The organism is Leifsonia sp. NPDC056665, assembly GCF_042791795.1.
Taxonomy (GTDB): Bacteria; Actinomycetota; Actinomycetes; order Actinomycetales; family Microbacteriaceae; genus Leifsonia.
Window position 1 is genome coordinate 1 of the sequence record NZ_JBHTXK010000025.1, and the last position, 24,539, is coordinate 24,539.

Annotated in this window: 23 protein-coding genes; 13 read left to right on the top strand and 10 right to left on the bottom strand. The window is 70.6% G+C overall.

Features of this window, described 5'->3' with window-relative positions; translation table 11 throughout:
* Nucleotides 1–100: 100 nt before the first annotated feature.
* Nucleotides 101–946 carry an SDR family NAD(P)-dependent oxidoreductase gene (locus ACFQ9V_RS17775; RefSeq protein WP_382460450.1) on the bottom strand — a complete coding sequence of 282 codons (846 nt, stop codon included), beginning with the start codon at nucleotides 944–946 and terminating at the stop codon, nucleotides 101–103.
* 108 nt (nucleotides 947–1,054) lie between these two features.
* On the opposite strand from ACFQ9V_RS17775, the gene ACFQ9V_RS17780 reads away from it, so the two are divergent.
* Complete coding sequence (locus ACFQ9V_RS17780) at nucleotides 1,055–3,391, top strand: glycoside hydrolase family 5 protein (RefSeq protein ID WP_382460451.1); 2,337 nt, start codon at nucleotides 1,055–1,057, stop codon at nucleotides 3,389–3,391.
* 4 nt (nucleotides 3,392–3,395) lie between these two features.
* On the opposite strand, the gene ACFQ9V_RS17785 is transcribed toward ACFQ9V_RS17780, so the two are convergent.
* Nucleotides 3,396–3,689, bottom strand: coding sequence for a hypothetical protein (locus tag ACFQ9V_RS17785; protein ID WP_382460452.1), 294 nt, complete (start codon nucleotides 3,687–3,689; stop codon nucleotides 3,396–3,398).
* 187 nt (nucleotides 3,690–3,876) lie between these two features.
* Between ACFQ9V_RS17785 and ACFQ9V_RS17790 the strand changes: the two genes are divergently transcribed.
* Complete coding sequence (locus ACFQ9V_RS17790) at nucleotides 3,877–4,149, top strand: hypothetical protein (protein ID WP_382460453.1); 273 nt, start codon at nucleotides 3,877–3,879, stop codon at nucleotides 4,147–4,149.
* Nucleotides 4,150–4,166: 17 nt separating this feature from the next.
* On the opposite strand, the gene ACFQ9V_RS17795 is transcribed toward ACFQ9V_RS17790, so the two are convergent.
* From ACFQ9V_RS17795 to ACFQ9V_RS17825, 7 genes are all read right to left on the bottom strand, one after another.
* Nucleotides 4,167–4,457 carry a hypothetical protein gene (locus tag ACFQ9V_RS17795; protein ID WP_382460454.1) on the bottom strand — a complete coding sequence of 97 codons (291 nt, stop codon included), beginning with the start codon at nucleotides 4,455–4,457 and terminating at the stop codon, nucleotides 4,167–4,169.
* A gap of 52 nt (nucleotides 4,458–4,509) precedes the next feature.
* Nucleotides 4,510–4,968 carry a hypothetical protein gene (locus ACFQ9V_RS17800; protein WP_382460455.1) on the bottom strand — a complete coding sequence of 153 codons (459 nt, stop codon included), beginning with the start codon at nucleotides 4,966–4,968 and terminating at the stop codon, nucleotides 4,510–4,512.
* Nucleotides 4,961–5,332, bottom strand: coding sequence for a helix-turn-helix domain-containing protein (locus tag ACFQ9V_RS17805; protein ID WP_382460456.1), 372 nt, complete (start codon nucleotides 5,330–5,332; stop codon nucleotides 4,961–4,963). Before ACFQ9V_RS17805 ends, ACFQ9V_RS17800 begins: the two co-directional genes overlap by 8 nt.
* A 10-nt stretch (nucleotides 5,333–5,342) precedes the next feature.
* A complete protein-coding gene (locus tag ACFQ9V_RS17810; protein ID WP_382460457.1) occupies nucleotides 5,343–5,876 on the bottom strand; it encodes a hypothetical protein in 534 nt (177 codons plus the stop codon).
* A 64-nt stretch (nucleotides 5,877–5,940) separates the two neighbouring features.
* A complete protein-coding gene (locus ACFQ9V_RS17815; RefSeq protein ID WP_382460458.1) occupies nucleotides 5,941–6,141 on the bottom strand; it encodes a hypothetical protein in 201 nt (66 codons plus the stop codon).
* Between the two features lie 56 nt (nucleotides 6,142–6,197).
* Nucleotides 6,198–7,550 (bottom strand): M20/M25/M40 family metallo-hydrolase, encoded by a 1,353-nt coding sequence (locus ACFQ9V_RS17820; protein ID WP_382460459.1) that lies wholly within the window; start codon nucleotides 7,548–7,550, stop codon nucleotides 6,198–6,200.
* 24 nt (nucleotides 7,551–7,574) lie between these two features.
* Complete coding sequence (locus ACFQ9V_RS17825; RefSeq protein ID WP_382460460.1) at nucleotides 7,575–9,056, bottom strand: anaerobic C4-dicarboxylate transporter family protein; 1,482 nt, start codon at nucleotides 9,054–9,056, stop codon at nucleotides 7,575–7,577.
* A gap of 168 nt (nucleotides 9,057–9,224) precedes the next feature.
* On the opposite strand from ACFQ9V_RS17825, the gene ACFQ9V_RS17830 reads away from it, so the two are divergent.
* Nucleotides 9,225–9,605: an SHOCT domain-containing protein gene (locus tag ACFQ9V_RS17830; RefSeq protein WP_382460461.1), complete on the top strand. Its 381-nt coding sequence runs from the start codon at nucleotides 9,225–9,227 to the stop codon at nucleotides 9,603–9,605.
* 99 nt (nucleotides 9,606–9,704) lie between these two features.
* Entirely contained in the window at nucleotides 9,705–10,997 is a 1,293-nt protein-coding gene (locus ACFQ9V_RS17835; RefSeq protein ID WP_382460462.1) for an APC family permease, read from the top strand.
* Here ACFQ9V_RS17835 and ACFQ9V_RS17840 read toward each other — a convergent pair.
* The gene (locus tag ACFQ9V_RS17840; protein WP_382460463.1) at nucleotides 10,994–11,668 is read right to left on the bottom strand and encodes a TetR/AcrR family transcriptional regulator; all 675 of its coding nucleotides are present in this window, start codon (nucleotides 11,666–11,668) and stop codon (nucleotides 10,994–10,996) included. The two genes, ACFQ9V_RS17835 and ACFQ9V_RS17840, sit on opposite strands and share 4 nt — an antisense overlap.
* A gap of 107 nt (nucleotides 11,669–11,775) precedes the next feature.
* Here ACFQ9V_RS17840 and ACFQ9V_RS17845 point away from each other — a divergent pair, with 107 nt between their 5' ends.
* From ACFQ9V_RS17845 to ACFQ9V_RS17885, 9 genes are all read left to right on the top strand, one after another.
* Entirely contained in the window at nucleotides 11,776–13,458 is a 1,683-nt protein-coding gene (locus ACFQ9V_RS17845) for an amidohydrolase (RefSeq protein WP_382460464.1), read from the top strand.
* Nucleotides 13,459–13,505: 47 nt separating this feature from the next.
* A complete protein-coding gene (locus tag ACFQ9V_RS17850; RefSeq protein ID WP_382460465.1) occupies nucleotides 13,506–15,155 on the top strand; it encodes an ABC transporter substrate-binding protein in 1,650 nt (549 codons plus the stop codon).
* Complete coding sequence (locus ACFQ9V_RS17855; RefSeq protein WP_382460466.1) at nucleotides 15,142–16,110, top strand: ABC transporter permease; 969 nt, start codon at nucleotides 15,142–15,144, stop codon at nucleotides 16,108–16,110. Before ACFQ9V_RS17850 ends, ACFQ9V_RS17855 begins: the two co-directional genes overlap by 14 nt.
* Entirely contained in the window at nucleotides 16,107–16,973 is an 867-nt protein-coding gene (locus tag ACFQ9V_RS17860) for an ABC transporter permease (RefSeq protein ID WP_382460467.1), read from the top strand. The genes ACFQ9V_RS17855 and ACFQ9V_RS17860 overlap by 4 nt, the downstream gene beginning before the upstream one ends.
* Nucleotides 16,970–18,592, top strand: a complete 1,623-nt coding sequence (locus tag ACFQ9V_RS17865) for a dipeptide ABC transporter ATP-binding protein (protein WP_382460468.1) — start codon at nucleotides 16,970–16,972, stop codon at nucleotides 18,590–18,592. The genes ACFQ9V_RS17860 and ACFQ9V_RS17865 overlap by 4 nt, the downstream gene beginning before the upstream one ends.
* A 40-nt stretch (nucleotides 18,593–18,632) precedes the next feature.
* On the top strand, nucleotides 18,633–20,054 hold the full coding sequence (locus tag ACFQ9V_RS17870) for an NAD(P)/FAD-dependent oxidoreductase (RefSeq protein ID WP_382460469.1): 1,422 nt from the start codon (nucleotides 18,633–18,635) through the stop codon (nucleotides 20,052–20,054).
* A gap of 97 nt (nucleotides 20,055–20,151) precedes the next feature.
* Nucleotides 20,152–21,519: an NAD-dependent succinate-semialdehyde dehydrogenase gene (locus ACFQ9V_RS17875; RefSeq protein WP_382460470.1), complete on the top strand. Its 1,368-nt coding sequence runs from the start codon at nucleotides 20,152–20,154 to the stop codon at nucleotides 21,517–21,519.
* A gap of 113 nt (nucleotides 21,520–21,632) precedes the next feature.
* Nucleotides 21,633–23,603: an esterase/lipase family protein gene (locus ACFQ9V_RS17880; RefSeq protein ID WP_382460471.1), complete on the top strand. Its 1,971-nt coding sequence runs from the start codon at nucleotides 21,633–21,635 to the stop codon at nucleotides 23,601–23,603.
* Complete coding sequence (locus ACFQ9V_RS17885) at nucleotides 23,590–24,522, top strand: PrsW family intramembrane metalloprotease (RefSeq protein WP_382460472.1); 933 nt, start codon at nucleotides 23,590–23,592, stop codon at nucleotides 24,520–24,522. Before ACFQ9V_RS17880 ends, ACFQ9V_RS17885 begins: the two co-directional genes overlap by 14 nt.
* Nucleotides 24,523–24,539 lie beyond the last annotated feature (17 nt).

The following is a 24,539-nucleotide window of genomic DNA, read 5'->3' on the forward strand; positions in this document are numbered from 1 at the left end:
CTCCCGAGCACCACCCCCTCCCGTCAGCCTCTCCTCTGAAGGAACCCCTAAAAGCGTGTTTTAGGGGCGTTTACGTGCCCCTCGACGCCAGGAGGGCGGCTCAGGCGGTGGTGACCCAGTGCCGGGTCACGGCCTGGACGTGGGCGCCGTCGAGGTCGGCGAGCTTGACGCCCGCGAAGCGCCGCGCCGCCTCGGAGGTCTGCACGCGCGCGGGAGGCTCTGCTGCGGTCAGCGTCTCCACGATCACCTCGGCCACGCCCTCCGGGGTCTGCGCCGTGGCCGGGTCGAACGCGGCGGCGGTGCGGGCGAGGTACGCGCTCAGCGCGCTCTCGTACGGCGTCCCGGCCACGGCCGGCGGCTCCTGCGCCTGCACGCTCGCGACGAACTCGGTCGTCACGGCGCCGGGCTCGACCACGCTGACGCGGACGCCGACGGTCGCGGCGACGGGGGTCAGCGACTCCATGAAGCCCTCGACGGCGAACTTCGCGGCGCAGTACGCCTCGTTGAACGGCTGGCCCACCACGCCGCCGACGCTGGAGACGGTGACGACGCGGCCGCCGCTCTCGCGCAGCAGCGGCAGGGCTGCCTTGGTGACGGCGACGACGCCGAAGAAGTTGACCTCCATCACGGCGCGCACGTCGTCGACGGACTCCAGCTCCACCGTCCCGAGATGCCCGGAGCCCGCGTTGTTGAGGAGGGCGTCGAGGCGGCCGTAGGTCGACCGGATGTGGTCGAGGCAGGCCTCGATGGAGGCGGGCGACGTCACATCCAGCGGCTGAAGGTCGAGCGAGACGCCGGCGGCGTCGGCCGCAGCCTGCAGCGCGGACGCCTTGCCGAGGTCGCGCATCGTGGCCACGACGGTGAACCCGTGGCGGGCGGCGGCGATCGCGGTCGCGAGGCCGATGCCGGAAGACGTTCCGGAGACGAGCAGAATCGATTCGGTCACGGTTTCATCCTCCCACCCGGCGCAACTTGACACTGAGTGCCAAATAAAGGATTCTGTGCTGGCTGCCATCGTCGGCATGCGCCTGAAGCCTTGACACGATGGAGTGCCATGAAGTCGGTCCGCCGTCCCCTTGTAGCGGTATCCGCCGCGCTGCTCCTGGTCGTCCTCCAGGCCGTCCTCGACCCGACCGGCCTGCTCGCGCTGGTCGGCTGGCCGGGGGCGCAGCCGTCCGTGGCCGCGGGCATCTGGCCGGTCGCCCCGTATCTGGTGTTCCTCCCCGTCCTGCTCGGGATGACGTGGTGGGCAGCGCTCCGCGCCGGCGAGCGGTACTGGACGTTGGTGGCCGGGATCGTGCTGGCGGTCCTGCTCGCGCAGGCGGCGGCCGCCCTCGTGATGACGTGGAACCTCGCGGTCAGCGCGTGGGCGGCGGGCTACGTGACGGCGAAGGCGGTTCCCGCCGCGCTGTTCGTAGCGGCTTTCGCACGATGGTTCGGCGGCCCGACCCGACGGGTCGTGCACCGCTGCGGGCCGCCGTGGATCCCCGCCGCGCTCGTCGCGGCGGCCGCCCCGCTGCTCGCGGGCGTCTCGTGGACGAGCGCCGCGTACGCTCCCGGCGCCCCGGTGGCGCGCTCCGACCACGGGCCGCTGTCGGTGATCGTCGCGGTGCTGCTGATCGCGTTCGCGACGCTGCTGTGCCTGAACTGGATGCGGCGGCGCGTCCCCGGCGTCCTGGGCGGCTGGCTCGCGGCGCTGGTCGCGGGCGGGCTGGTCGGGGTCGTGCAGGCGGTCGTCGCGTTCGCGGTCGACGGTGGCCTGAACGGCGACCTGTGGCCTGGGATGGCCGCCTACGTGATGATCGCCGACGGGCTGTCGTTCGGTGCGTGCGTCGGCTGGGTGGCGGGGGTCGCCGCGCTCGTGGTGGAGCGCATCCCGGCCGCGGGCCGCGTGCGCGTGGCGCAGGCGACGGCCGCGGCGATCGTCGTGATCGGCCTGGTGGCCGCGGTCGCGGTGCCGTCGGGGGCGCCGGCCTCCGCGGCCGGTGCGAGCCCGGGTGCGGCGCCGGCAGGCTTCCTCCGCGCCTCTGGCCGGGTCATCACGGACGGCCGCGGCGACCAGGTGCTGCTGCGCGGCGTCAACGTCAACCAGCTCGTCGACTTCTACCAGCCGACGAAGGGCGTGCCGGCGACCCGCCCGCTCACGGAGGCCGACTTCGCGGGGATCGCGGCGCAGGGCTTCGACGTGGTGCGGCTGAACCTCTCCTGGTCGGCGCTCGAACCGCAGCGCGGGACGCTGTCGAGCAGCTACCTCCACACGGTCGAGCAGGCCGTCGGCTGGGCGCGCGAGCACGGCCTCTACATCGTGCTCGACATGCATCAGGACGGCTGGTGGAAGGGCGCGACGCCTACCGGGACGGACTGCCGGCCCGGCACCGACCCGATGTGGGGCTACGACGGCGCACCGGCCTGGGCGACCATCACCGACGGCGCGCCGCGCTGCCAGTTCACCGGACGCGACATCTCGCCGGCCGGCGACCGGGCGTTCCAGAACTTCTACTTCGACACCGACGGCGTGCAGTCGGCGCTCGTCGCCACGTGGGGGAAGCTGGCGGCCGTGTTCCGCGACGACCCCACGGTCGCCGGCTACGACCTCCTGAACGAGCCGGGGTTCGGCGAGACGGCGCCGGTCACCACGTCGTACCTGCTCGGCCGGTTCTACGACCGGGCGATCGGGGCGATCCGCGCGGCCGGGTCGCAGCAGCTCGTGGTCGTGGAGCCGAGCATCCTCTGGTCGGGGCTCGGCTTCGACAGCGGGCCGACGCCCGGTTTCACGTCCGACCGGAACATCGTGTTCTCGCCGCACCTCTACGCGGAGTCGATCACGATGGACCGCTCGCTCGGCCTCCCTCCGATCGTCGGGTTGGACCGGCAGTTCACCCTCGCCCAGCGGGTCGCCGACGAGTACGGGGCGCCGCTCTGGTCGGGGGAGTACGGCTACTGGGGCGACACCTCCGATGTGGACGCGCGCCTCGCCCGCTATGCGAAGGCCGAGGACGCGAACCGGCTCGGCAGCGCCTACTGGGTGTGGAAGCAGGCCTGCGGCGACCCGCAGAACGGCATCGGCAAGACCGGCGACGGCCTGATGGTGCAGGACTGCACGACCGGAGGCGACGCCCCCCAGCGCGACGACCTCCTGCGCGTGCTCGGCCGCGCCTACCCGCGCTCGGCGCCGGGGACTGTGACGATGCTGACGGCGAACGGCGCGGACCTCCTGCTGGCCGGGGCGACGCAGAGCGCGAACTGCGGGCTGGAGGTCTGGGTGCCGGGCACGGCGCGACCCCACGTGCACTCGACCGGGCTCACGAAGGTGCAGACGATCGCCGCGCCGGGCGGCTGGCTGGTGAGCGGCTGCGCCACTGCCCGCTACACCCTCAATACGAACAGCTGACGGCTCACCGCTCCGGCAGCGTCACCCGCTCCCCGTCCCTGGTGAACCCGCGGGTCGCCTCGTCGTACGTCGTGTGCGAGCGTTTCGGCGACGAGTCGGCCGGCGGCGGCACCTCGGCGTGTTCGAGTGCGCGCAGGACGAGCGTCTCCACGAGGTGGGACGCCGTGGTGTGGCGGTGCAGCGCGATCCGGACGAGCGCGGCGTACTCCGGCTCGCTCAGGTGGAGTTTGAGTGGGATGCCCCCGGGGATGGTGCCGGGGCCGAGGGCGGTCGGGCCGGTGGCGTTGGCTTCGCTCATGTTCGGATTCTGCCTCCAACGGCACGGCCTTGGCTATTCCCGAGATTTTGTCCCCCGGGCGAGGCGCCGTGACGTCTTGCCGCGCTCGTGACGGCTGGTGCATCATGCGGCCACACGGTTCGGGGAGGTGCCGGATGGCTGCGCGGCGTCCTGGCTGCGGTGCGAAGAGGACTTTCGGGGGTGGGTCATGGACGAGGAGCACGGCACGTTCGTGGCCGTCCTCCTCTACCCGGAGGACTCCGCCGAGAGCCTCAGCAGGCGGCTCCCGATCGTCGGCGCCGGGCCTCCCGCGGTGATCAGGGCCGCGGCGGCGTTCGAGGGCGCCGCGGCGGTCGACGTGTTCCGCCTGGTGGACGCCAGCGCGTGGCCGGAGGCGGCGGCGTACCTCTACGAGGGGACCGTGCCGGGCACCGTGGAGGACGGCGACGGCGTCGAGCAGGTGACGACGCCCGATGACTGAGGGCGCTGACGATTGAGCTACCGCGTGTACTCGTACACGACAGCCGACCAGTGGTTCCCCAGCTCGTCCCAGGCAGAGTCGTCCATGTACGCCAGCTTGAACTGCAGGTTGAGCACCGGCCCCAGCACCTCCAGCACGTCGGGACGGAACGGCATCTCCGGAGGCAGCCCGATCCCGAAGCTGTGGATGACGCTGTCGTCGGCGGCGCGCAGCCACACGCCCCAGCCGCGATCGAGCGGCATCGCGACCACGCGGAAGACGTGCGCGGGCTCGTAGTCGGCGGGGAGCGCGTCCGGGAGGTCGGTCATAGGACCAAACTACACAGGCGGCTTCCGGACCGCCCCATCCCGTTCGGCGGATCTACTCGGCGGAATGAGTTGCCAGTGGGAGGCTGAATACCAGCTGGCCCCGCTGGATGATGGGCATCAGCAGCGCTGCACCGAACACTCTTGCGGAGATGTCTGCTATCGCTTGGCGAGTGTAGGGCAGGATCGCCATGACGGCGACCTCGTTGGCGAAGTCAATCTTGGTCTGCTCAATGATGCTGGAGTAGGCGACCGTGCTTAGTTCGTACTCGGCTTCGATGTTCGACAGGATCGATCCGTTGCCGATAAGGATCTCCGTGCGCAGGCCGACCCGGAACGCCTTGTCGTCGTCGCGGCCCGTCATCTGCAGCCCGTAGGTTGGCTCTGCCTGCGGGTTGTCCGCCATGTCGCCGGTGCCGCGTGCTGCGCCGAGTTCGATTTGCTGGATGCCGAGCAACTGGACTTCGCGGAGCAGGTCGACAACCGTCAGTGGCGCGGTCGAGTCGTCAGACAATCGCCGGCTCCAGAATCACGTTGTTCGACCAGGCCAGCGCCGCGGGCTGATGCAGCCACTGGTAGGTACCCGCTGCGATCATCCCCAGCTCGATCTCAGCATCGCTACATCGATCGTCGACATGGTGTCGGATACCGGCACCAACGGCCAGCGCGTAACGACGGATGGTCGAAAGCGTCGGGTTGGCATCGTAACGCTCGAACGCTGCGACGGTCGGCTGGCTCACGCTCATTCGCTCGGCAACCGTTTCCTGAGTCAGGTTGTGCGCTTTACGCTGGGCGACGAGGGCCCGCATGAGAAGCCGATGCTCAGCGACAAGGTCATCCGCGAGCGCGTCGATGCGCACCATTTCTGCCTCGTTCATAGACTAAAAACTATACGACATCCACGCCGGGGGCTATCCCCCAGTTGGTGGACTCCCCGAGGTCGTAGAACGACTTGGCTACGCGGATCTCCGCGTTCTGTTCCCTGTTGATGTCGCTCACGTCGATCAGTTTCTCGTGAATGTGGTGTCCGATGAAGTGATTGGGTGCTACTTCGGGCTCCGAGTGATACATGCGCACGAGGGCTGTGCTGTGGACGAAGTCGTCGCCGACTCGATCGGTAACCGGAATGTCCTGCCATCGGATCTCATAGAGCGGAGGCGGGTAACGCACGTCGACGGGCTTAACCTCGTCGACAGGGACCAGCTCTCCACGCGATGCTGCTTGAACTCGATCCCGGAATTCGGCTCGGACCATCCGTTCTGCAAAGGGGTTCCACACACGTCCTTCCGGCTTCAGCGCCATCATGAACGCCTCACTCGCGGCGTCGAGGTCTTCGTTTTGTACCGCGGTCGGCACGCCGAACCAGCGAAATCGAACAGGCGAACCGCTGCTGCAGCGGGACGGCGCGTCGAATTCCGGCATGACTTGATCGTATCCGCCACCCCTGTCATTGCTAATTACGTGGGCGCGGCTAAACCGACCGTGACTACCTCACCGCGTTACTTCGCTCGGCGCTGAGCATTGCGCCATCCGCATCCCGCTCCCGCGCCCGCCGCACCTCCGCCACTCCCGCGCAGAAGGCGCACAGCGCTGCCGCGATCAGCACCACCAGCGCGTCCACCAGCCGCACTGTGCTGAGCGCGGGGCCGGGGGTCGTCGCGAGGGCGACCAGGGCGACGACTGCCACCGCCCCCGCGAACCTGGCGAGCTCCCGCATCGACCGTCCCCGCGTCCCGTGCCGGCCTACATCGCGGCCGAGAGCTTCCGGATGAAGAGGGTCTGGGTGATGATGATCCGCTCGATCTCGTCCGGGTCGACCGACTCGTCGGAGGCGTGGATGCGCGACTGTTTCGTGTCCTCCGCGCCCCACAGCAGGATCGCCGCCTCCGGCGACACCTTCTTCAGGGAGGCGACCAACGGGATGGAGGCGCCGCTGCCGATCGACTCGACATCGCGACCGTAGGCCTCTCGCATCGCGTCCATCGCGGCCGAGATCGCGGGGTGGCTCTCGTCGACCCGGAACGCGTGCCCGACCTTCACCTTCTCGACCTCGACCACGCAGTTCCACGGCCGTTGCGACCGCAGGTGCGCCATCAGAGCCTCGAGCTGGGCGTCGCCGTCCGAGCCGGGGATGATGCGCATCGACAGCTTCGCCGTCACCGACGGCAGCAGCACGTTCGACGCCTCGGCGGTGTTCGGGAGGTCCATCCCGAGCACCGTCACCGAGGGCTTCATCCAGATGCGGTCGGCCAAAGAACCGGTGCCCAGGAAGGCGACACCGGGGAGGATGGCCGACCCTTCCCGGTACACCGGCTCGTCCATCGCAGCCCCGTCCCACCGTCCGGAGTCGACGCCGGGGATCGCCGTGTCGCCGTTCTCGTCGTGCAGGGTGTCGAGGATGCGGATCATCGCCGTCATCGCGTCCGGCGCCGCCCCGCCGAACTCGCCCGAGTGGACCGGGTTGGCGAGCGTGCGCACGGTGACGGTGCACGCGACGTCGCCGCGCAGCGCGACCGTGAGGCCGGGGCGGCCGACCTCCTGGCCGCCGATGTCGGCGATGACCGCGGCGTCGCACGCGAACAGCGCGGGGTTGGCCTCCACGAAGGCCTCCAGGTGCGAGATGGTCTCCTCCTCGCCCTCCGAGAGCAGGATGACGCGGCAGGGCCGGTCGGCGCCGAGCAGCTTCAGCGTGGCGTAGTTGGCGACCAGGCCGGACTTGTCGTCGGCGGCGCCGCGGCCGTAGATGCGGCCGTTCTCCTTGCGGGTCGGCTCCCACGGCCGGCTGGACCAGCCCTGGCTCTCCGGCGCCGGCTGCACGTCGTAGTGCGCGTACAGCAGGACTGTGGGGGAGCCGTCGGGGCCGGGCAGGTCGGCGTACACGCAGGGGTAGCCTCCCGGCACGTCGAGCAGGCGGACGCCCTCCGCGCCCGCCGCCGCGAACATCTCCACCACCGCCTGGCCCATGCGGTGCACAGGCTCGGGGTCGAAGCCGGGGAAGGCGACGGACGGGATGCGCACGAGGGCGTCGAGCCGCTCGAGCACGTCGGGCATCAGCTCCTTCGCGGCTGCCGTCACGTCGGCTGCGGTGTCGGTCATGGTGTCTCCTCCGGGATGCGGCGGTCAGTGGATGACGAGCTGGATCAGGAGGCCGGAGGCCACGACGGCGACCCAGGACACCAACATCGGGATGGTGAAGGAGTGCCAGATCGGCACCTGCGTCAGCTTGGTCGACCCGGTGCGGTCGGTCTCCACCGACGCGATCTGCGAGCCGTTGGCCGGGAACAGCCAGACGCCGATCAGGGAGGGCCACATCGCGGTGATCACCCCGGGGGCGAGCCCGGCGGTCAGCGCGATCGGGATGAGCGTGTTGGTGGTCGCGGACTGGCTGGTCGTCAGACCGCAGACGATGAACAGCGCGACGGCCAGCAGCAGCGGGTTCGCCTGGATGAGCTCGCCGAGCGGCTTGATGATCGTCTCCTCGTTGGCGGAGATGAACGTGTCGGCCATCCACGCGATCCCGAACAGCGCGACCGCCGCCACATAGCCCGCGCGCAGCAGCGGCTGCTCGACCACGAGCGACGGCTTCACCCGGCGGACCAGGATGATGACGAGGGCGACGGTGAACATCACCATCTCGATCACGATCGCCATCGCGAGCGGCTGCGGCTTGCCCTCCGCGTCGGGGAAGGCCGGGCGCAGCGACGGGAAGAGGCCGAGCAGCACCACGAGCAGGGTGCCGACGACGAAGATCCACGCGGCTGTACGTCCGCCCGGCGGGACCGGGTGCTCGATGGCGGAGGCCTCCTCCTTGGAGAGCCGGCCGGCCCCGCGCGGCGGCTTGGTGGCGACGGCGGCAGGGGCGGCGGCGGGAGTGCCGGCCCCCTCCTCGCCCACGGCCGCCGCTGCGGGCGCCGCCAGGCCGACCTGCTGCTCGTACCGGCGCTCCAGCGCGGCGGGGACCTCCACGGTCCCGGCCTCCACGCGCTTGAGGAACACCGGGTCGTCGAGCAGCTCCTTGCCGACCCGTTGCTGCACGAACGAGGTCACGATGCAGGCGACGATCGCCGACGGGATGGTGATGGCCAGCACCTGCGGGAGGCCGAAGCCCTTCGACTCCATCAGCACCAGGTAGGCGGCCATCGCCGCGGACACCGGGCTCGCCGTGATGCCCAGGCCCGACGTGACGGTGGAGGCCGCGAGCGCCTTCTCGGGCCGCTGGCCGTTGCGGTACGCGGTCTCGTAGATGACCGGGATGAGCGCGAAGAAGATGTTCGACGTGCCAGACAGCACGGTGAAGACGAACGCGACGAGCGGCGCCACATAGGTGAGGCGCCTCGGGTTGCGCTGGATGATCTTGGACGCGATGGACACCAGGTAGTCGATGCCGCCGGCGGCCTGCATCGCGCTGGACGCGGTGATCACGGCGATGATGATGAAGAAGGCGTCGATCGGCGGCGACCCGGGCGGCAGCCGGAAGACGAACACGAGGATCGCGGTGCCGACGACACCCCACAGCCCCAGGCCGATCCCGCCGGTCCTGACCCCCAGCACGATGGCGCCGATGACGACGCACCCCTCGATGATGACCAAGGCGATTTCCATGATCGGCCTCCCCACCGCCGGCTCCCCGTCCGGCCACAGGATGCATCACCCCGGCCGGGATGGGAAGTAGGGAATCGTGCGCGAAAACCGGGTGTAGCCAGAGACGTCCGGGCGGGGTTACATTCCGGTCGCCGGTCAGTGGCCCGGCATGGGAGGGGGAGGACCGAAATGAGCAACTTCTGGAGTACCGTCTGGCTGTTCTTCTGGTGCTTCGCGTTCGTCGCCTACCTGTTCGCGCTGTTCGCGATCATCGGCGACCTGTTCCGCGATCAGAAGCTCAACGGCTGGTGGAAGGCGGTCTGGATCATCTTCCTGATCTTCGTGCCGTTCCTCACCGCGCTGATCTACCTCATCGCCCGCGGCCGCGGCATGGCGGAGCGCAACATGAAGGAGGCCGTCGACACGCAGGCCGCGGTCGACGCGCACATCCGCGACGTCACCTCCACGACGAGCCCGGCGGACGAGATCGCGAAGGCGCAGGCCCTGCTGGACGCGGGCGCGATCACGCAGGACGAGTTCGCGCACCTCAAGGCGCGCGCGCTGGGCTAGCGCGCACGGATCACCGGCTCCGGGCGCCGCGGCGGTTCAACCCCCCGCGCGCGGCGCCCGCGGCCGGACGCCGCTGGGGAGTGGGATCGGAGGTCGCGGATGAGTTCGACAACGGGCGCCAAGCACATGACGGTGCTGCAGGCGACCTACATCGGGGTCGGCTCGATGGTCGGGGCGGGGATCTTCGCCCTCCTGGGAGCTGCGGGCGCGGTCGCCGGCGCGGCGGTCTGGCTGTCCTTCTTGATCGCGGGGATCATCGCCTTCCTGCAGGGCTACTCGTTCGCGAAGCTCGGGTCCAAGTACCCCTCCGGCGGCGGCATCCTGACGTTCCTGTCGAAAGGCTTCGGGGAGGGCCACATCGCCGGGATCGGCGCGTGGCTGTTCTTCACCGCAGGGTCGATCGTGGTCGCGATGATCGCGTCGTCCTTCGGCAGCTACGCCAGCTCGGTCGTCGCGCACGACGACCCCTTCTGGGCGAAGGTGCTCGGCGTGCTGCTCATCCTGGTGATGAGCGGGCTCAACACCATCGGCTCGACGGCGGTCGCGGGCGTGCAATCGGTCATCGTGAGCGTCGTTCTCGTCATCCTGGTGGTGTTCGCGGTCGTCACGATCGCGACCTGGAACCCGGCGCTCCTCGCGCCCTCCGGCTATCCGGGCTGGCAGCAGATCATCTCCAGCGTCGCACTGACGTTCTTCGCCTTCCTCGGCTTCGGCGTCATCACGTTCACGGCGAAGGACCTCCCGAACCCGGCGCGCCAGCTGCCGAGGGCCATCTACTTCGCGCTGCTCATCGCCACGACGGTGTACGTCGCGGTGTCGCTCGGGGTGTTCGGCACGCTCACCGCCGACGAGGTCGTGAAGTACGGGTCGACCGCGCTCGCCGAGGCCGCCAAGCCGGTGCTGGGGCAGGCCGGGTACGTGCTCATGGTGGTGACGGCGCTGTTCTCGACGACCGGCGCGGTGAACGCCGGCCTCTACCCGTCCATCGGGATGACGCAGCACCTGGCGAGCGTCGGCCAGTTCCCGCCGTTCTTCGGCCGCAAGTGGGGACCTTTCCCGGCCGGACTGGTCGTCATGGCGGTGCTGGCGATCGTGCTGGTGTCGTTCTTCAACCTCAACGCGATCGCCTCCATCGGCAGCGCGGTCGCCCTGCTGGTGTTCTCGGCGGTGAGCATCGCCCACCTGCGCATCCGGCACGAGACCGGCGGCAACATCGTGGTGCTGGTGATCGGCCTGCTGGCCACGCTCGGGACGTTCGTGATCTTCAGCACCACCACGCTCGTGAACGAGCCGACGACGGCGTTCGCGCTGCTCGGGATCCTGGTGCTGGCGGTGGTGATCGACTTCGGGTGGAAGGCCGCGGCGCGGGGGCGGCGGGCTCGGGCGGCTTAGGGGGCGGCGCGTTCGGCGGAGTCGAGGATGGCGTCGACCCCCATGCGGTAGATGTCCTCGTCGCGGAGGTCGCGGAGCTCGGCGGCGACGGAGGCGATGTGGGAGTGGGTGAGCGGGTCGACCAGGAGGGGGCCCTCGAACCAGGCGTTGCTGACGCGGGTGTCGTCGCTGGTCGCCGACAGAGTGGTGCGGCCGCGGGCGATGCCGGCGGCCTCGGAGAGCACGAACGACGCGAACAGCGCGTAGTGGCGGACGAGGTCCGAGCCGCTGAGACCGGCCTCCGCGAAGGCGGCCAGGATGAACTCGATGGTCGCGAGCTCCGCTGGGCCGTTGGTGGTGAGGACCGTGGCCTCCAGGGCGATCGCCGGGTACTGCACGAAGGTGTCGAGCGTCGCGCGGGAGAGGGCGCGGAGGCGGTCGCGCCAGTCGCCCTCCACATCTGACAGGCGCGCCAGCGCGACCGCCTGCACCTCGTCCAGCAGGGCCTTCATCAGGTCGTCCTTGCCGCGGAAGTGGCGGTAGACCGCGGTCGGGTCGACGCCGAGCGCGGTGCCGAGCGCGCGGATGGAGATCGTGGCGGTGCGCGGGCTGGAGGCGATCTCCAACCCGGCCTTCACGATCGCGGCGCGATCGAGGCGCTTCGAGTGGTCGTGCGTCATCGCTTCAGTCACGCGTCCACCCTAGCCCATGTCAACAGACATGTCAGCAGTGTTGACATTGGTGTTGAAAGTCTTCTAGCATCGCCTCGATCCACTCGATGACGAAGGGAACCAGGGCGATGGCCGACGCAGACGTGATCCTGACCGGAGGTCAGATCTTCACCGGGACAGGGCAGCCGCTTGCCGGCCATGCCGTGCTGATCGGCGACGGCCGCATCCTCGGGCTGGTGACCGAGGCGGCGGCGGAGGCCCACCGCGGCCCCGCCACCGAGGTCGTCGACCTGCGCGGGGCGCTGCTCAGCCCCGGCTTCCAGGACGCGCACATCCACCCGGTCGGCGGCGGCGTCGAGTTGCTGCAGTGCTCGCTGGCCGACTCGGCCGACGCGGCGGACACGCTGCGCCGGGTCGCCGAGTACGCGACGGAGCATCCCGCGACGGATGACGCGAATGCCTGGATCCTCGGCGGCGGCTGGTCGATGGACCACTTCCCGGGCGGCGCCCCCGCGCGTGGCCTGCTTGACGCCGTAGTGGGCGACCGGCCGGTGCTCGTCGCCAGCCGCGACCACCACAGCCTGTGGGCGAGCTCGGCCGCGATCCGGCTCGCCGGGCTCGACGCGAGCACGCCCGACCCCGTGGACGGGCGCATCGAGCGGGAGGCCGACGGCTTCCCGGCCGGCACGTTCCACGAGGGCGCGGGCGACCTGTTCGACGCGGTCAAGCCGGACATCGACGCCGACCTCGCCTACGCCGGCCTGCTGCGCGCCCAGAGCGAGCTGCTGAAGCTCGGCGTCACCGGCTGGCAGGACGCCATGATCGGCGTCGTCGCCTCGATGCCGGCCAACCTCCCCGCCTACCGCCGAGCGCTGGAGGAGGACACCCTCATCGCGCACGTCCGCGGCGCCCAGTGGTGGCTCCGCGACACCGGCGCAGAGCAGGTCGACGCGATCGTGCGGCGGCGCGACGAGTTCGAGCGGCTGGGGGACGACCGCTTCACGCTCGGCACGGTCAAGATCATGGTCGATGGCGTCGCCGAGAACTTCACCGCGGCGATGAAGTCGCCCTACCTCGACGCGCACGGCCACGAGACGGCCAACTCCGGCCTGTCGTTCATCGCCCCGGAGCGGCTCGCCGACTACGTCACCGAGCTCGACCGGCTCGGCTTCCAGGTGCACTTCCACGCGCTCGGCGATCGCGCCGTGCAGGAGGCCCTGGACGCGGTGGAGGCCGCGCGCGACGCCAACGGCGACAGCGACGGCCGGCACCACGTCGCCCACCTCCAGGTGGTGTCCGAGGAGGACGCTGCCCGCTTCCCGGGGCTCGGCGCCGTCGCCAACCTGCAGGCGCTCTGGGCCTGCCACGAGACGCAGCTCGACGAGCTGACGCTGCCGTTCCTCCAGGACGGCCTGGAGGCCAGGCAGTACCCGTTCGGCGACCTCGACCGGGCCGGCGCCCGGCTGGCCGCCGGCAGCGACTGGCCGGTCTCGAGCGCCGACCCGATCGCCGCCATCCACATCGCCGTCAACCGCGTGTCGCCGGGATCGGGCGACGCCCCGCTCGGGGGAGAGCGGCAGCGCCTCGACCTCGCCACCGCGTTCGCCGCCTACACCTCGGGCTCCGCGTACGTGAACCACCGCGACCACGACACCGGCACGATCGCCCCCGGCTACCGCGCCGACCTCGTCGTGATCGAGCCCAACCCGTTCGCGGTGCCGGCCGGCCGCATCCACGAGAGCACGGTCGTCTCCACCTGGGTCGGCGGCGTGCCCGTCTACGTCCGCGACCAGGTCGCCGCGAGCGCCTGACCACCCCCGACAGCCAACCCGCCCCCACTGCACAGGAGGATCACGCAATGCCTCGACACCGCACCCGACGCCGTCTCGTCCTCGCGACGGCCGCCGTCCTCGTCACCGGGCTCGCGCTCGCCGCGTGCTCGCCCGCCGGCTCCGGCGCCTCATCGTCCGGCGCCCACCCGTCCTACCGGCTCACCGCCCAGACGCCCGCCCCCTCCCGCGACATCGACTCCTTCACCTGGGTCTCGTATGCGGAGCCGTACTCGCTCGACTACGCGTACGCGTTCGACTACTCCGACAACCAGGTGCTCTCCAACGTCTGCGAGTCGATGCTGCGGCTGAACCCGGACTACACGATCTCTCCCGGACTCGCGGAGTCGTACTCCAACCCGACGCCGACCACGTGGGTGTACGAGCTGCGGCCGGGCGTCACCTTCCACGACGGCACCCCGATGACCGCCGCAGACGCCGTCGCGTCGATGCGTCGCCACCTCGACCCCGCGGTGGGATCGTCGTGGTTCTCCGTCTACCAGAACGTCGCGTCCATCGACCAGACCGGGCCGATGGAGGTCACGGTCACCCTGACCAAGCCGGACTCGCAGTTCAACCTCGGGATCAGCGGCGCCGCCGGTGTCGTGGAGTCCGCCGCCACGCTCGCGGCGAAGGGCAAGAACTACGGCAACTCGATCGGACTGGTCAACTGCACCGGGCCGTTCGAACTGACCTCCTGGAAGTCGGGCGAGTCGGTGACGCTGACCCGCTACGACAAGTACTGGGACCCGAAGCTCAAGGCCAAGGCGGGCAAGGTCACCATCCTGTTCATGACCGACCCGAACGCGCGGGTGAACGCGCTGACGTCCGGCCAGGTCGACGGCGGCTGGATGGTGCCGACCGAGGCCATCCAGAAGCTGAACGCGACCAGCGCGGGGAAGCTCTACTTCGGCCTCAACACCGCGGTCGGCAGCCTGATCGTCGGCAACCTGAAGGGCGTGCTCGGCGACCTGGACGTCCGCAAGGCGCTGCTGATGGCGATGGACCGGCAGGGCATCGTGGACGCCGCGGTGAAGGGCTACGGCTCGGTCACCAACGCGCTCACCACGGAGTCGGTGTGGGGCCAGGCGGCGGACGCCACGAAGAACGCGGCGTTCAGCGGTCTGGACCCCTACAGATACGACGTCGCCGCGGCGAAGAAGCTGGTCGAGAAGGCCGGGGCCACCGGCAAGACGATCACCATCCGCACCGCCCCGATGGGCGCCGACTTCAGCGTCGTCGCGCAGGCCACGGCCGCGGCGGCCGAGTCGATCGGGCTGAAGGCGAAGATCCAGACGATGACGCCCGACTCGTACACCACGCTGTTCTCCGACCCGACCGCGCGCCAGGGCGTCGACCTGTTCTACACCTCCTGGTACCTCTCCACGCCCGACCCGCTGGAGATGTACGGCGTGCTGCGCACCGGCCAGTTCAGCAACTACGGCAACTGGTCCGACCCGGGCTTCGACGCGCTGGTCGACCAGGCCGTCGGCATCGCCGACCCGAAGGCGCGCGCTGAGAAGTCGGCGGAGCTGCAGAAGATCGCCAACCAGCAGCTCCCGTGGCTGCCGCTCTTCCAGGGGCCGATGACCGTGTTCGTCGGCAAGAAGATCACCGGAGTGGCGCCGTCCGTCGCCTTCCTCTACTACCCGTGGGCGGCGACGATTGGCGCGCGGTAAGGCGGCGGCGCGGCGGGTCGCGGGCAAGCTCGGCTCGCTCCTGCTGACGCTGTTCCTCGCCTCGCTCCTGGTCTTCTTCTCCCGCTTCCTCGTCCCAGGCAACCCGGTGGGCTTCCTCCTCCGGGGGCGCAAGCCGTCCCCGGAGGCGGTGGCCCAGGTCACCGCGGAGTTCGGCCTGAACCTGCCGCCCTGGCAGCAGTACCTGAACTGGGTCGGCGGGATGCTGCACGGCGACTTCGGCCGCTCGCTGCAGTACCGCCAGTCGGTCGCCACGGTGATCGGCGACCGGCTGCCGGTGACCCTCGGGCTCGTCATCATGGCCGGCCTGATGATCACCGTCGTCGGCCTCGTCGCCGGCACGGTCGCCGCGCTCAACCGCGGCAGGATCGCCGACCGGGCGACCCTGACCCTGCTGACCGTGCTGGGCGCCATCCCGTCGTTCGTCGGCTCCATCGTGCTGATCGCGGTCTTCGCCGTGCAGCTCGGCTGGTTCCCCGCGTTCGGCTCGGGCACCGGCCTCCTCGACATGGCTTACCACCTGGTGCTCCCCTCGATCGCGCTGGCGATCGTCTTCGTGGTCCTGATCGGAAAGGTGACGCGCATGTCGATGGTCGAGCAGCTCGGCCGCGAGCACGTGGAGGTCGCCACCAGTCGCGGCCTGAAGCGCGCGACAGTCGTGCGGCGGCACGTCTTCCGCAACGCGATCGGGCCGATCGTGACGGTGAGCGGCATGCTGGTCGCCGGCCTGCTGGTCGCGACGTCCATCGTGGAGTCGGCGTTCGGCATCTCCGGCATGGGCTCGCTGCTCGTGCAGTCGGTCGACCGGCTGGACTTCCCCGTCGTGCAGGCGATCGTGCTGTTCGTGGTGACCGCGTTCATCGTGGTCAACGCGATCGTCGACCTCCTGGAGCCGGTCATCGACCCGCGCGCGGCGGCGGGGGAGGCCGGACGATGAGCGCCCCGACCCCGACCCTCGCGCTGAAGGTGATGCGCTCGACCGTGCGGAAGCCCGCGCGGCTCGGCTTCACCGTCGCGCTCGTCGTGCTCGCCGTGATCGCGCTCGCGGCGGTCTTCGCCCCGTTCATCGCGCCCTACGACCCGGACCATGTCGACTTCTCGGCCGTCTACGCCAACCCGAGCCCCGCGCACTGGCTCGGCGCCGACGCGCTCGGCCGCGACACCCTCAGCCGGATGATCTTCGGCGCGCGCACGGCGCTGCTCGGGCCGCTGCTGGTCGTCATCGCGTCCACGCTGCTCGGCATCGTGCTCGGGCTCGTCGCCGGCTGGCGGGGAGGCTGGCTCGACGCCACGCTCGCCCGCGTCTTCGACGTGCTGTTCGCGTTCCCGTCGCTGCTCATCGCGATCATGGCGGTCGCGCTGTTCGGCAAGGGCCTGGTGGCCCCGGTGATCGCGATGAGCATCGCGTACTCGCCGTTCGTGGCCCGGCTGACGCGCCAGCTCGTCGCGACGGAGCGGTCCCGCCCCTACGTCTCGGCGTACCGGGTGCAGGGGTTCGCGGGCTCGTGGATCGCGGTGAGGCGGGTGCTGCCCAACGTTGCGCCGACCGTCGGCGCGCAGTCCACGCTGAACTTCGGCTACGTTCTCGCCGAGCTCGCGGGACTGTCGTTCCTCGGCCTGGGCGTCCAGGCGCCCACAGCCGACTGGGGCGCGATGATCAACGAGGCCCAGGCCGGGGTCGCCGGCGGATACTTCCTGCCCGCGATCGTGCCCGCCATCGCCGTGGTGATCGTCGTGGTCGCCGTGAACGTGATCGGCGAGGAGCTCTCGGACCGGATCGGTGGAAGGACCCTCCCATGACCCTGCTCGAGATCTCCGGGCTGACCCTCGACCTCCCCTCGACTGCGAAGGGAGCGATGGGCCGGCGCCTGCTCGACGGCATCGACCTCGCGGTGGCCGACGGCGAGACCGTCGGGCTGGTGGGGGAGTCCGGCTCCGGCAAGTCCGTCACGTCGCGCACGGTGCTCGGCCTCCTGCCCGATCGGGCGGAGACGACCGGCGCCGTGCGGCTCGACGGCACGGACGTGCTGACCGCGGGCCGCGCCGGGCTGCGCAGGCTGCGCCTCACCACGGCCGCGATGGTGTTCCAGGACCCGCGCGCCGGGATCAACCCGATGCGCACGATCGGCGACCACCTCACCGAGGCCCTGCGGCTCGGCGAGGGCCGTCCGGCTGCGGAGGCCCGCGCCCGCGCCGTGGAGCTGCTGGAGGCGGTGCACCTGCCGTATCCCGAGCAGCACCTGCGGCAGTACCCGCACGAGTTCTCCGGCGGGATGCTGCAGCGTGTGATGATCGCGGGCGCGCTGGCCGGATCGCCGAAGCTGCTGGTCTGCGACGAGCCGACCACGGCGCTCGACGTCACGACGCAGGCGCAGATCCTCGACGTGCTCGCCGAGCAGCGCGACCGGCGCGCGATGGGGATGCTGTTCATCACCCACGATCTGACCCTCGCCGCCGCCTTCTGCGACCGCGTCTACGTGATGCGCGAGGGGAAGGTCATCGAGCACGGCCAGGCAGCCCGCGTGCTCCGTCAGCCCGTGAACCCGTACACGCAGCGGCTGGTCGCGGCGACGCCCACCATCGAGGTGACCGGTGACGAGCCGCGCGAGCGGGCCGGAGCCGGCGCGCCTCCCGTGCTGGACGTGCACGACCTCGCCAAGACCTACCAGGTGCGCGGCCGGGGTCCGGTCCGCGCGGTCGCCGGCGCAACCATCGCGATCCCGTCCGGCGAGGCGCTCGGCGTCGTGGGGGAGTCCGGCTCTGGCAAGTCGACGCTGGCGCGCATGATCGTCGGACTCGAGCGGCCGGACTCCGGCACGGTCGAGATCGACGGGGTCGCCCAGGCCGGGCGCCCGCGCACGCGCGCCGACCGGCTGCGGCACGCGCGCCGCGTGCAGATGGTGTTCCAGGACCCGTACCTCTCGCTCGACCCGCGGATGACCGCCGGCCGCGCCGTGGAGGACGCGCTGCGCCTCCACCACCCGGGCCTCAGCACCGCGGGCGCGCGCTCGCAGGTGCTCGAACTGCTCGGCCAGGTGGGGCTCGTCGAGGCGCACGCGCAGGCCCTGCCGCGCACGCTGTCCGGGGGCCAGCGGCAGCGGGTCGCGATCGCCCGCGCGCTCGCGATCGAGCCCGCGCTGCTCGTCATGGACGAGGCGACCAGCGCGCTCGACGTCTCGGTGCAGGCGCAGGTGCTCGAGCTGGTCGCCGACCTCCGGCGCGAACGCGGCCTGACGGTGCTCTTCATCAGCCACAACCTGGGCGTCGTGCGCACGGTCTGCGAGCGGACGGTGGTGATGCGCTCGGGCGAGATCGTGGAGAGCGGCGCGACCGTCGACCTGCTCTCCGACCCGCAGCACCCGTACACCCGCCTGCTGCTCGACTCGGTGCCGCGGGCGGAGCCCGACCCGGTCGCCTGAGCGGCCTCACCTCCCCTTCCACCCTTTCGACAGGAGCTCCATGCCCCACACGACCGTCTTCGAACGGCACGCCCCCTCCGCCTCCGCCGTCGCGCACCTCCTGGAGGGCAGCGAGCACGGCTCGTTCTGGATCGCCGACGCGCCCGCCGCCCGGCGGCCCGCCGTCGAGGAGCCGCTCCGCGCCGACCTCGCGGTCGTGGGCGGCGGCTACCTCGGCCTCTGGGCCGCACTGCTCGCCAAGCAGGAGCACCCGGGGCGGCGCGTGGTGCTGCTGGAGGCCGAGCGGATCGGCTGGGCGGCCTCCGGGCGCAATGGCGGCTTCTGCGAGGCCAGCCTCACCCACGGAGAGGTCAACGGCCGCGGCCGGTTCCCGAAGGAGTTCGACCGCCTCCAGCAGCTCGGCAGGGAGAACCTCGACGCCATCGAACGGACGCTCGCCGAGTTGCGCGTCGACGCCGACTTCGAGCGCACCGGGCTGCTGAACGTCGCGGTCGAGCCGCACCAGGTCGCCTGGGCGGAGGAGGCCGCTGCCGAGGGGGAGGGCGAGTACCTCGACGAGGAGGCCGTGCGCGACGAGGTGGACTCGCCGACCTACCTCGCCGGAGTCTGGAACCGCCGCGACGCCGCCCTCGTGCATCCCGCCAAGCTGGCCCGCGGCCTCGCGGACGCCTGCGAGGCGCTCGGCGTCGAGCTCTACGAGGGCTCGCCGGTCGGCGGTGTGGAGACGGACGGCTCAGGCCCGGTGCGCCTGCCGGTCAACGGCACGGTCGTGACCGCTGACCGCGTCGTGCTGGCGACCAACGTGTTCCGGTCGCTGCTGAAGCGCAACCGGCTGATGACCGTCCCCGTCTACGACTACGTGCTGATGACCGAGCCGCTGACCGACGCCCAGCTTGCCGACATCGGCTGGAAGAACCGCCAGGGCCTCAGCGACATGGCCAACCAGTTCCACTACTACCGGCTCTCCCGCGACAACCGGCTGCTGTTCGGCGGCTACGACGCCGTCTACCACTACGGCCGCCGGGTGGAGCCGGTCTACGAGGAGCGCAGGGCCACGTTCGAGCGGCTCGCCGGTCATCTGCTGACGACGTTCCCGCAGCTGGAGGGCATCCGGGCGACGCACCGCTGGGCCGGCGCGATCGACACCTGCAGCCGGTTCTGCGCGTTCTACGGCACGGCCCGCGCGGGGCGCGTCGCCTACGCGAGCGGCTTCACCGGGCTCGGCGTCGGGAGCACGCGCTTCGCCGCGCGCGTGCTGCTCGACCTCCTGGGCGGGACGTCGACCGAGCTGACCGAGCTGAAGATGGTCAGGAGCAAGCCGAGCCCGTTCCCGCCGGAGCCGCTGGCGAGCACCGGCATCAACCTCAGCCGGTGGGCGCTGAACCGCGCCGACCACAACGAAGGACGCCGCAACGTCCTCCAGAAGACCCTGGATGCGGTGGGGCTCGGCTTCGACTCGTAGCGCGAGCCGACACCGGACCCGTAGTGTCTTCTCGAGGGCTTCTCCGCCCCGTTCACCCCAGGGCCACGACCCCGTCACTGTAGGAATAAGGAGCAACATGAGCTACGCCGTGACCAATCCCGCCACGGGCGAGACGGTCAAGACCTTCGACACGATCACCGATGCCGGTCTCGAGGCCGCGATCGCGTCGGCCGAGAACGCGTACCGCACCTGGTCGAAGGCGACCACGGTTCAGGAGCGCGCCGCCCTGGTGCGCCGCGTCGGTGAGCTGCACGTGGAGCGCCGCCAGGAGCTGGCCGACATCATCGTGCGCGAGATGGGCAAGCCGGTGGAGCAGGCGCTCGGCGAGGTCGACTTCGCCGGGGCGATCTACGAGTACTACGCCGACCACGCGTCGGAGTTCCTCAAGGACGAGCCGATCCAGTTGCTCGACGGCGCCGGCTCCGCGGTCGTCCGCCGCTCGGCGCTGGGCGTGCTGCTCGGCGTCATGCCGTGGAACTTCCCGTACTACCAGGTCGCCCGCTTCGCCGGCCCGAACCTGATCATCGGCAACACCATCCTGCTCAAGCACGCCGAGCAGTGCCCGGAGTCGGCCGCCGCCATCGAGCGGATGTTCCTGGACGCGGGCTTCCCGGAGGGCGCCTACGTCAACATCTACGCGTCGCACGACCAGATCGAGACCGTGATCGCCGACCCGCGCGTGCAGGGCGTCTCGCTGACCGGCTCGGAGCGCGCGGGCGCCGCCGTCGCCGAGGTCGCCGGGCGCAACCTCAAGAAGGTCGTGCTGGAGCTGGGCGGGTCCGACCCGTTCATCCTGCTGTCGACCGACGACCTGGACGCGACCGTGCAGAACGCGGTCGACGCCCGGCTCGACAACAGCGGCCAGTCCTGCAATGCGGCCAAGCGCTTCGTGGTCGCGGACGAGCTGTACGACTCGTTCCTGGCGAAGTTCACCGCCAAGCTCGCCGAGGTGGAGGCCACCGACCCCACCAGCGAGTCTTCGGCCCTCGGCCCGCTCTCGTCGCTCCGCGCGGCGGAGGGTCTGGACGAGCAGGTGCAGCGCGCCGTCGCCAACGGCGCGACCCTGGTGCGCGGCGGCGGCCGCGACGGCGCGTTCTTCGAGACGACCGTGCTCACCGACGTCACCCCGGAGAACCCGGCCTCCAAGGAGGAGTTCTTCGGACCGGTCGCGCAGGTGTTCCGGGCGAAGGACGAGGCGGACGCGGTGCGCATCGCCAACGACACCCCGTTCGGCCTCGGCTCCTACCTCTACACGACCGACGAGGAGCAGGCCCTCCGGGTCGCCGACCAGATCGAGGCCGGCATGGTCTTCGTCAACGTCGTGCTCGCCGACGGCGCGGAGCTGCCCTTCGGCGGCGTGAAGCGCTCCGGTTCCGGCCGTGAGCTCGGCCGTTTCGGCGCCGACGAGTTCGTGAACAAGAAGCTCATCCGCATCGGCGGCTGAGGTTCCCGACGCGTGAGGCGGCCGGTCGCAGTCCTGCGGCCGGCCGCCTTCGTCGTCCCGCGGTAGACCGTCCGGTCTTGACACTTCCTCACGATCGGCGGGACCCTGTGTCCGTGCAAGAGCTGCCGATCGTCTACTGCCGCGGGTATGCCGGCCCGACCAGTCAGATCGACTCCACGGTCAACGATCCCTTCTACGGCTTCAACGAGGGCGCCACCCACACCCGGGTCAACGGGGACGGCGACCCGATGTTCTACCAGTTCGAGGGTCCGCTGCTGCGGCTGCTGGGGGAGCGCGCCTACCAGGTGCTCGTGCGCGGCAGCCAGAAGGAGCTGCTCGCGACGGCCGCCGACGGCTCGCTGCCGCAGAAGTCGATCTGGATCCACCGCTTCTACGACGAGGCCGCCACCACCTACGCCGCGCCGACGCCGCGCAGCGGCAACCTGTTCGACCGGGCGATCACCTGGACGGAGGACCTCGTCAAGGAGCACACCAGCGCGCAGGGCTTCGACATCGAGCAGGCAGCGCGCGAGTTGTACGACCTCGTGCTGATGGTCCGCGAGAAGACCGGCGCGCCCAAGGTCTTCCTGGTCGCGCACTCGATGGGCGGCCTGGTCGCGCGCTGCATGATGCAGAAGGTGTGCGAGGAGGACGGCCGCATCCCGGCGAAGGAGCTGGTCGCCAAGTTCTGCACGTACGCGACGCCGCACGGCGGGATCGTCTTCACCGGCGGCCTCCTCAACTGGCTGATGGAGACCTTCGGCCCGGCCGGGTCGGACATCTTCTCGCCGCCGAAGATGTACGGCTACCTGACGCCCGGGAAGAAATTCGGGGACAAGCCGATCGGGGTGGCCTGGGATCCGCGGATCATCCCGCCGGAGGTCTTCGACGTCGACGACGTGTTCTGCATCATCGGCACCGACCAGAACGACTACAACCTGGCGAAGCTCGGTGTCGGGCCGCGCAGCGACGGGCTGGTGCTCATCGAGAACGCCTATGTGAAGGGCGCGCACCGGGCGTTCGTCTACAAGTCGCACTCGGGGCCGTACGGGGAGGTCAACTCCGAGGAGGGCTACCAGAACCTGTCGCGCTTCCTGTTCGGCCACTGGTCGGTGCAGGTGGAGCTGAGCAAGCTCCCGCCCGCCTCCGTCATCGCCGCGCAGCCCGACGTCGCCTGGCAGGCCGACCTCCAGCTCGCCATCCGCGGGCTGTCGGTGCTGATCACCGAGCAGAAGGCTGTGCACTACAACCCGGTGCAGCTCAACGCCGAGATCGCGCAGCACGCCCCCGGCGCGCCGGGCGACGACTCGGTGGACGCGCCGATCCCGCTGGTCGGGACGTTCCTGTTCTCGAAGGAGCCGCCGACCGACCTGCCGCCGACGCACGTGACGCCGGGGGTGGGCGACGACCCGGCGCCGGCCGTCGCTCCGGCGCCGAGCGCACCTCCCGCGCCGGCCGCACGCCAGGGCTGGTGGCACCGCTTCGCGGAGTCGCTCGCCGCGGGGGAGGAGGAGCAGGAACGGGAGGCGCCGTCGCTCGAGCCGGTGAACGTCGCGCTCGACAACCCGCTCGACCCGACGCTGCCCGCGGTGGCCGCGGCGGCGGTCGCGTCGGTGTCCCACGACCTGGCGGCGGACGCGGCCGCGACCACGGCCGCCGCGCAACCGGCCTCCGACTACGCCCGGCTCAGCGAGGACCTCTCCCGCTACGCGCTCACCCTGCGCGTCTACCAGGTCATCACCCGCAACGGCGTCTTCGACTTCTCCAGCAACCTGGAGCAGGTCGGCGACTGGCAGGACGTGCTCATCGTCGACATCGGCCGCGCCGCGGACGGCCGGTTCGGGGCGTGGACGGGCTGGAACAGTGCCGTCCCCGGAGCGATCAACCAGCTCGGGCAGATGGCGGACGAGCTCGTGCTCACGCCCGACCCGCAGGACCGCAACGTCATCCACGCGGTGCTCGACCTCCCGGCCGCCGCCCGTGCCCTGCCGGTCTTCGGCCCGGCGGCGCAGCTCGCGTTCACGATCACCAACCGCGACGTCGTCCCGATATCGGGGTACCGTCTGCGGCATGACCGCAGCTGAAACGCTGAACGTCGAGAGTCGAGACCATCCGCACCACCACCACGGCTGGTGGTGGAAGACGCTCATCGCCGGGTTCGCGCTGTGGATCGTCACCATCGTCGTCACGGCGGTGACCGGCAACAGCAACCTCGTCCCGACGCTGATCCTGCTCGGCAGCTTCCTGGTGCCGTTCTGCGTCGTGCTGTTCGCCATCGAGCGGGTCACCGGTTCGATCAGCACGCTGCAGCTCATCCTCGCGTTCTTCGTCGGAGGCATCTTCGGCGTCCTCGGGGCGTCGCTGCTGGAGGCCGACCTCCATCAGAGCTTCTGGATCTACGGGCTGGTCGGCTTGATCGAGGAGTTCGTCAAAGTGGTGCTGCTGGTGATCTTCGGCTGGCGCACCGTGCCCAAGACCGCGAAGCAGGGCGCGCTGCTCGGCGCGACGATCGGCGCCGGGTTCGCGGCGTTCGAGTCCGCGGGCTACGCCTTCAACGCGGCCATCACCTCCCGCGGGATCGACCTCGTCTCGCTGCTGCAGACGGAGCTGGTGCGCGCCATCCTCGCGCCGGTCGGGCACGTGCTGTGGACGGCGATCCTCGGCGCGGTGATCTTCGGATCGGCCCGTGGCCGGAGGCGGTTCCGCTGGTCGTGGTGGATCCTCCTCACCTACGCGTGCGTGTCGCTGCTGCACGCGGCATGGGACTCGGCGGGGGACGTGGCGTCCTTCTTCGCCGTGCTGCTGAACGGCGACGCGGTGCAGCAGTTGCAGAACGGGTCGTTGCAGCAGAGCACGGTGAACCAGGTGGAGGCGCTCGCCACGATCCTCTATGTCGTCGCGCTGGCGATCGTGGCGGCGGCCGGGATACTGACGCTGTGGCTGGTGCTGCGACATTACCGACGTGCGGAGGCAGCGGCGGTGGTGGAGACCCCGGTCGGTTAGTCGCTCAGGCGCTCACC

What these genes read in the sequence shown, in the direction of transcription:
- ACFQ9V_RS17780 (WP_382460451.1), top strand. Translation starts at nt 1,055, where the DNA reads ATGAAGTCGGTCCGCCGTCCCCTTGTAGCGGTATCCGCCGCGCTGCTC.
- ACFQ9V_RS17785 (WP_382460452.1), bottom strand. Translation starts at nt 3,689, where the DNA reads ATGAGCGAAGCCAACGCCACCGGCCCGACCGCCCTCGGCCCCGGCACC.
- ACFQ9V_RS17790 (WP_382460453.1), top strand. Translation starts at nt 3,877, where the DNA reads ATGGACGAGGAGCACGGCACGTTCGTGGCCGTCCTCCTCTACCCGGAG.
- ACFQ9V_RS17795 (WP_382460454.1), bottom strand. Translation starts at nt 4,457, where the DNA reads ATGACCGACCTCCCGGACGCGCTCCCCGCCGACTACGAGCCCGCGCAC.
- ACFQ9V_RS17805 (WP_382460456.1), bottom strand. Translation starts at nt 5,332, where the DNA reads ATGAACGAGGCAGAAATGGTGCGCATCGACGCGCTCGCGGATGACCTT.
- ACFQ9V_RS17810 (WP_382460457.1), bottom strand. Translation starts at nt 5,876, where the DNA reads ATGCCGGAATTCGACGCGCCGTCCCGCTGCAGCAGCGGTTCGCCTGTT.
- ACFQ9V_RS17820 (WP_382460459.1), bottom strand. Translation starts at nt 7,550, where the DNA reads ATGACCGACACCGCAGCCGACGTGACGGCAGCCGCGAAGGAGCTGATG.
- ACFQ9V_RS17825 (WP_382460460.1), bottom strand. Translation starts at nt 9,056, where the DNA reads ATGGAAATCGCCTTGGTCATCATCGAGGGGTGCGTCGTCATCGGCGCC.
- ACFQ9V_RS17830 (WP_382460461.1), top strand. Translation starts at nt 9,225, where the DNA reads ATGAGCAACTTCTGGAGTACCGTCTGGCTGTTCTTCTGGTGCTTCGCG.
- ACFQ9V_RS17835 (WP_382460462.1), top strand. Translation starts at nt 9,705, where the DNA reads ATGAGTTCGACAACGGGCGCCAAGCACATGACGGTGCTGCAGGCGACC.
- ACFQ9V_RS17845 (WP_382460464.1), top strand. Translation starts at nt 11,776, where the DNA reads ATGGCCGACGCAGACGTGATCCTGACCGGAGGTCAGATCTTCACCGGG.
- ACFQ9V_RS17850 (WP_382460465.1), top strand. Translation starts at nt 13,506, where the DNA reads ATGCCTCGACACCGCACCCGACGCCGTCTCGTCCTCGCGACGGCCGCC.
- ACFQ9V_RS17860 (WP_382460467.1), top strand. Translation starts at nt 16,107, where the DNA reads ATGAGCGCCCCGACCCCGACCCTCGCGCTGAAGGTGATGCGCTCGACC.
- ACFQ9V_RS17865 (WP_382460468.1), top strand. Translation starts at nt 16,970, where the DNA reads ATGACCCTGCTCGAGATCTCCGGGCTGACCCTCGACCTCCCCTCGACT.
- ACFQ9V_RS17870 (WP_382460469.1), top strand. Translation starts at nt 18,633, where the DNA reads ATGCCCCACACGACCGTCTTCGAACGGCACGCCCCCTCCGCCTCCGCC.
- ACFQ9V_RS17875 (WP_382460470.1), top strand. Translation starts at nt 20,152, where the DNA reads ATGAGCTACGCCGTGACCAATCCCGCCACGGGCGAGACGGTCAAGACC.
- ACFQ9V_RS17885 (WP_382460472.1), top strand. Translation starts at nt 23,590, where the DNA reads ATGACCGCAGCTGAAACGCTGAACGTCGAGAGTCGAGACCATCCGCAC.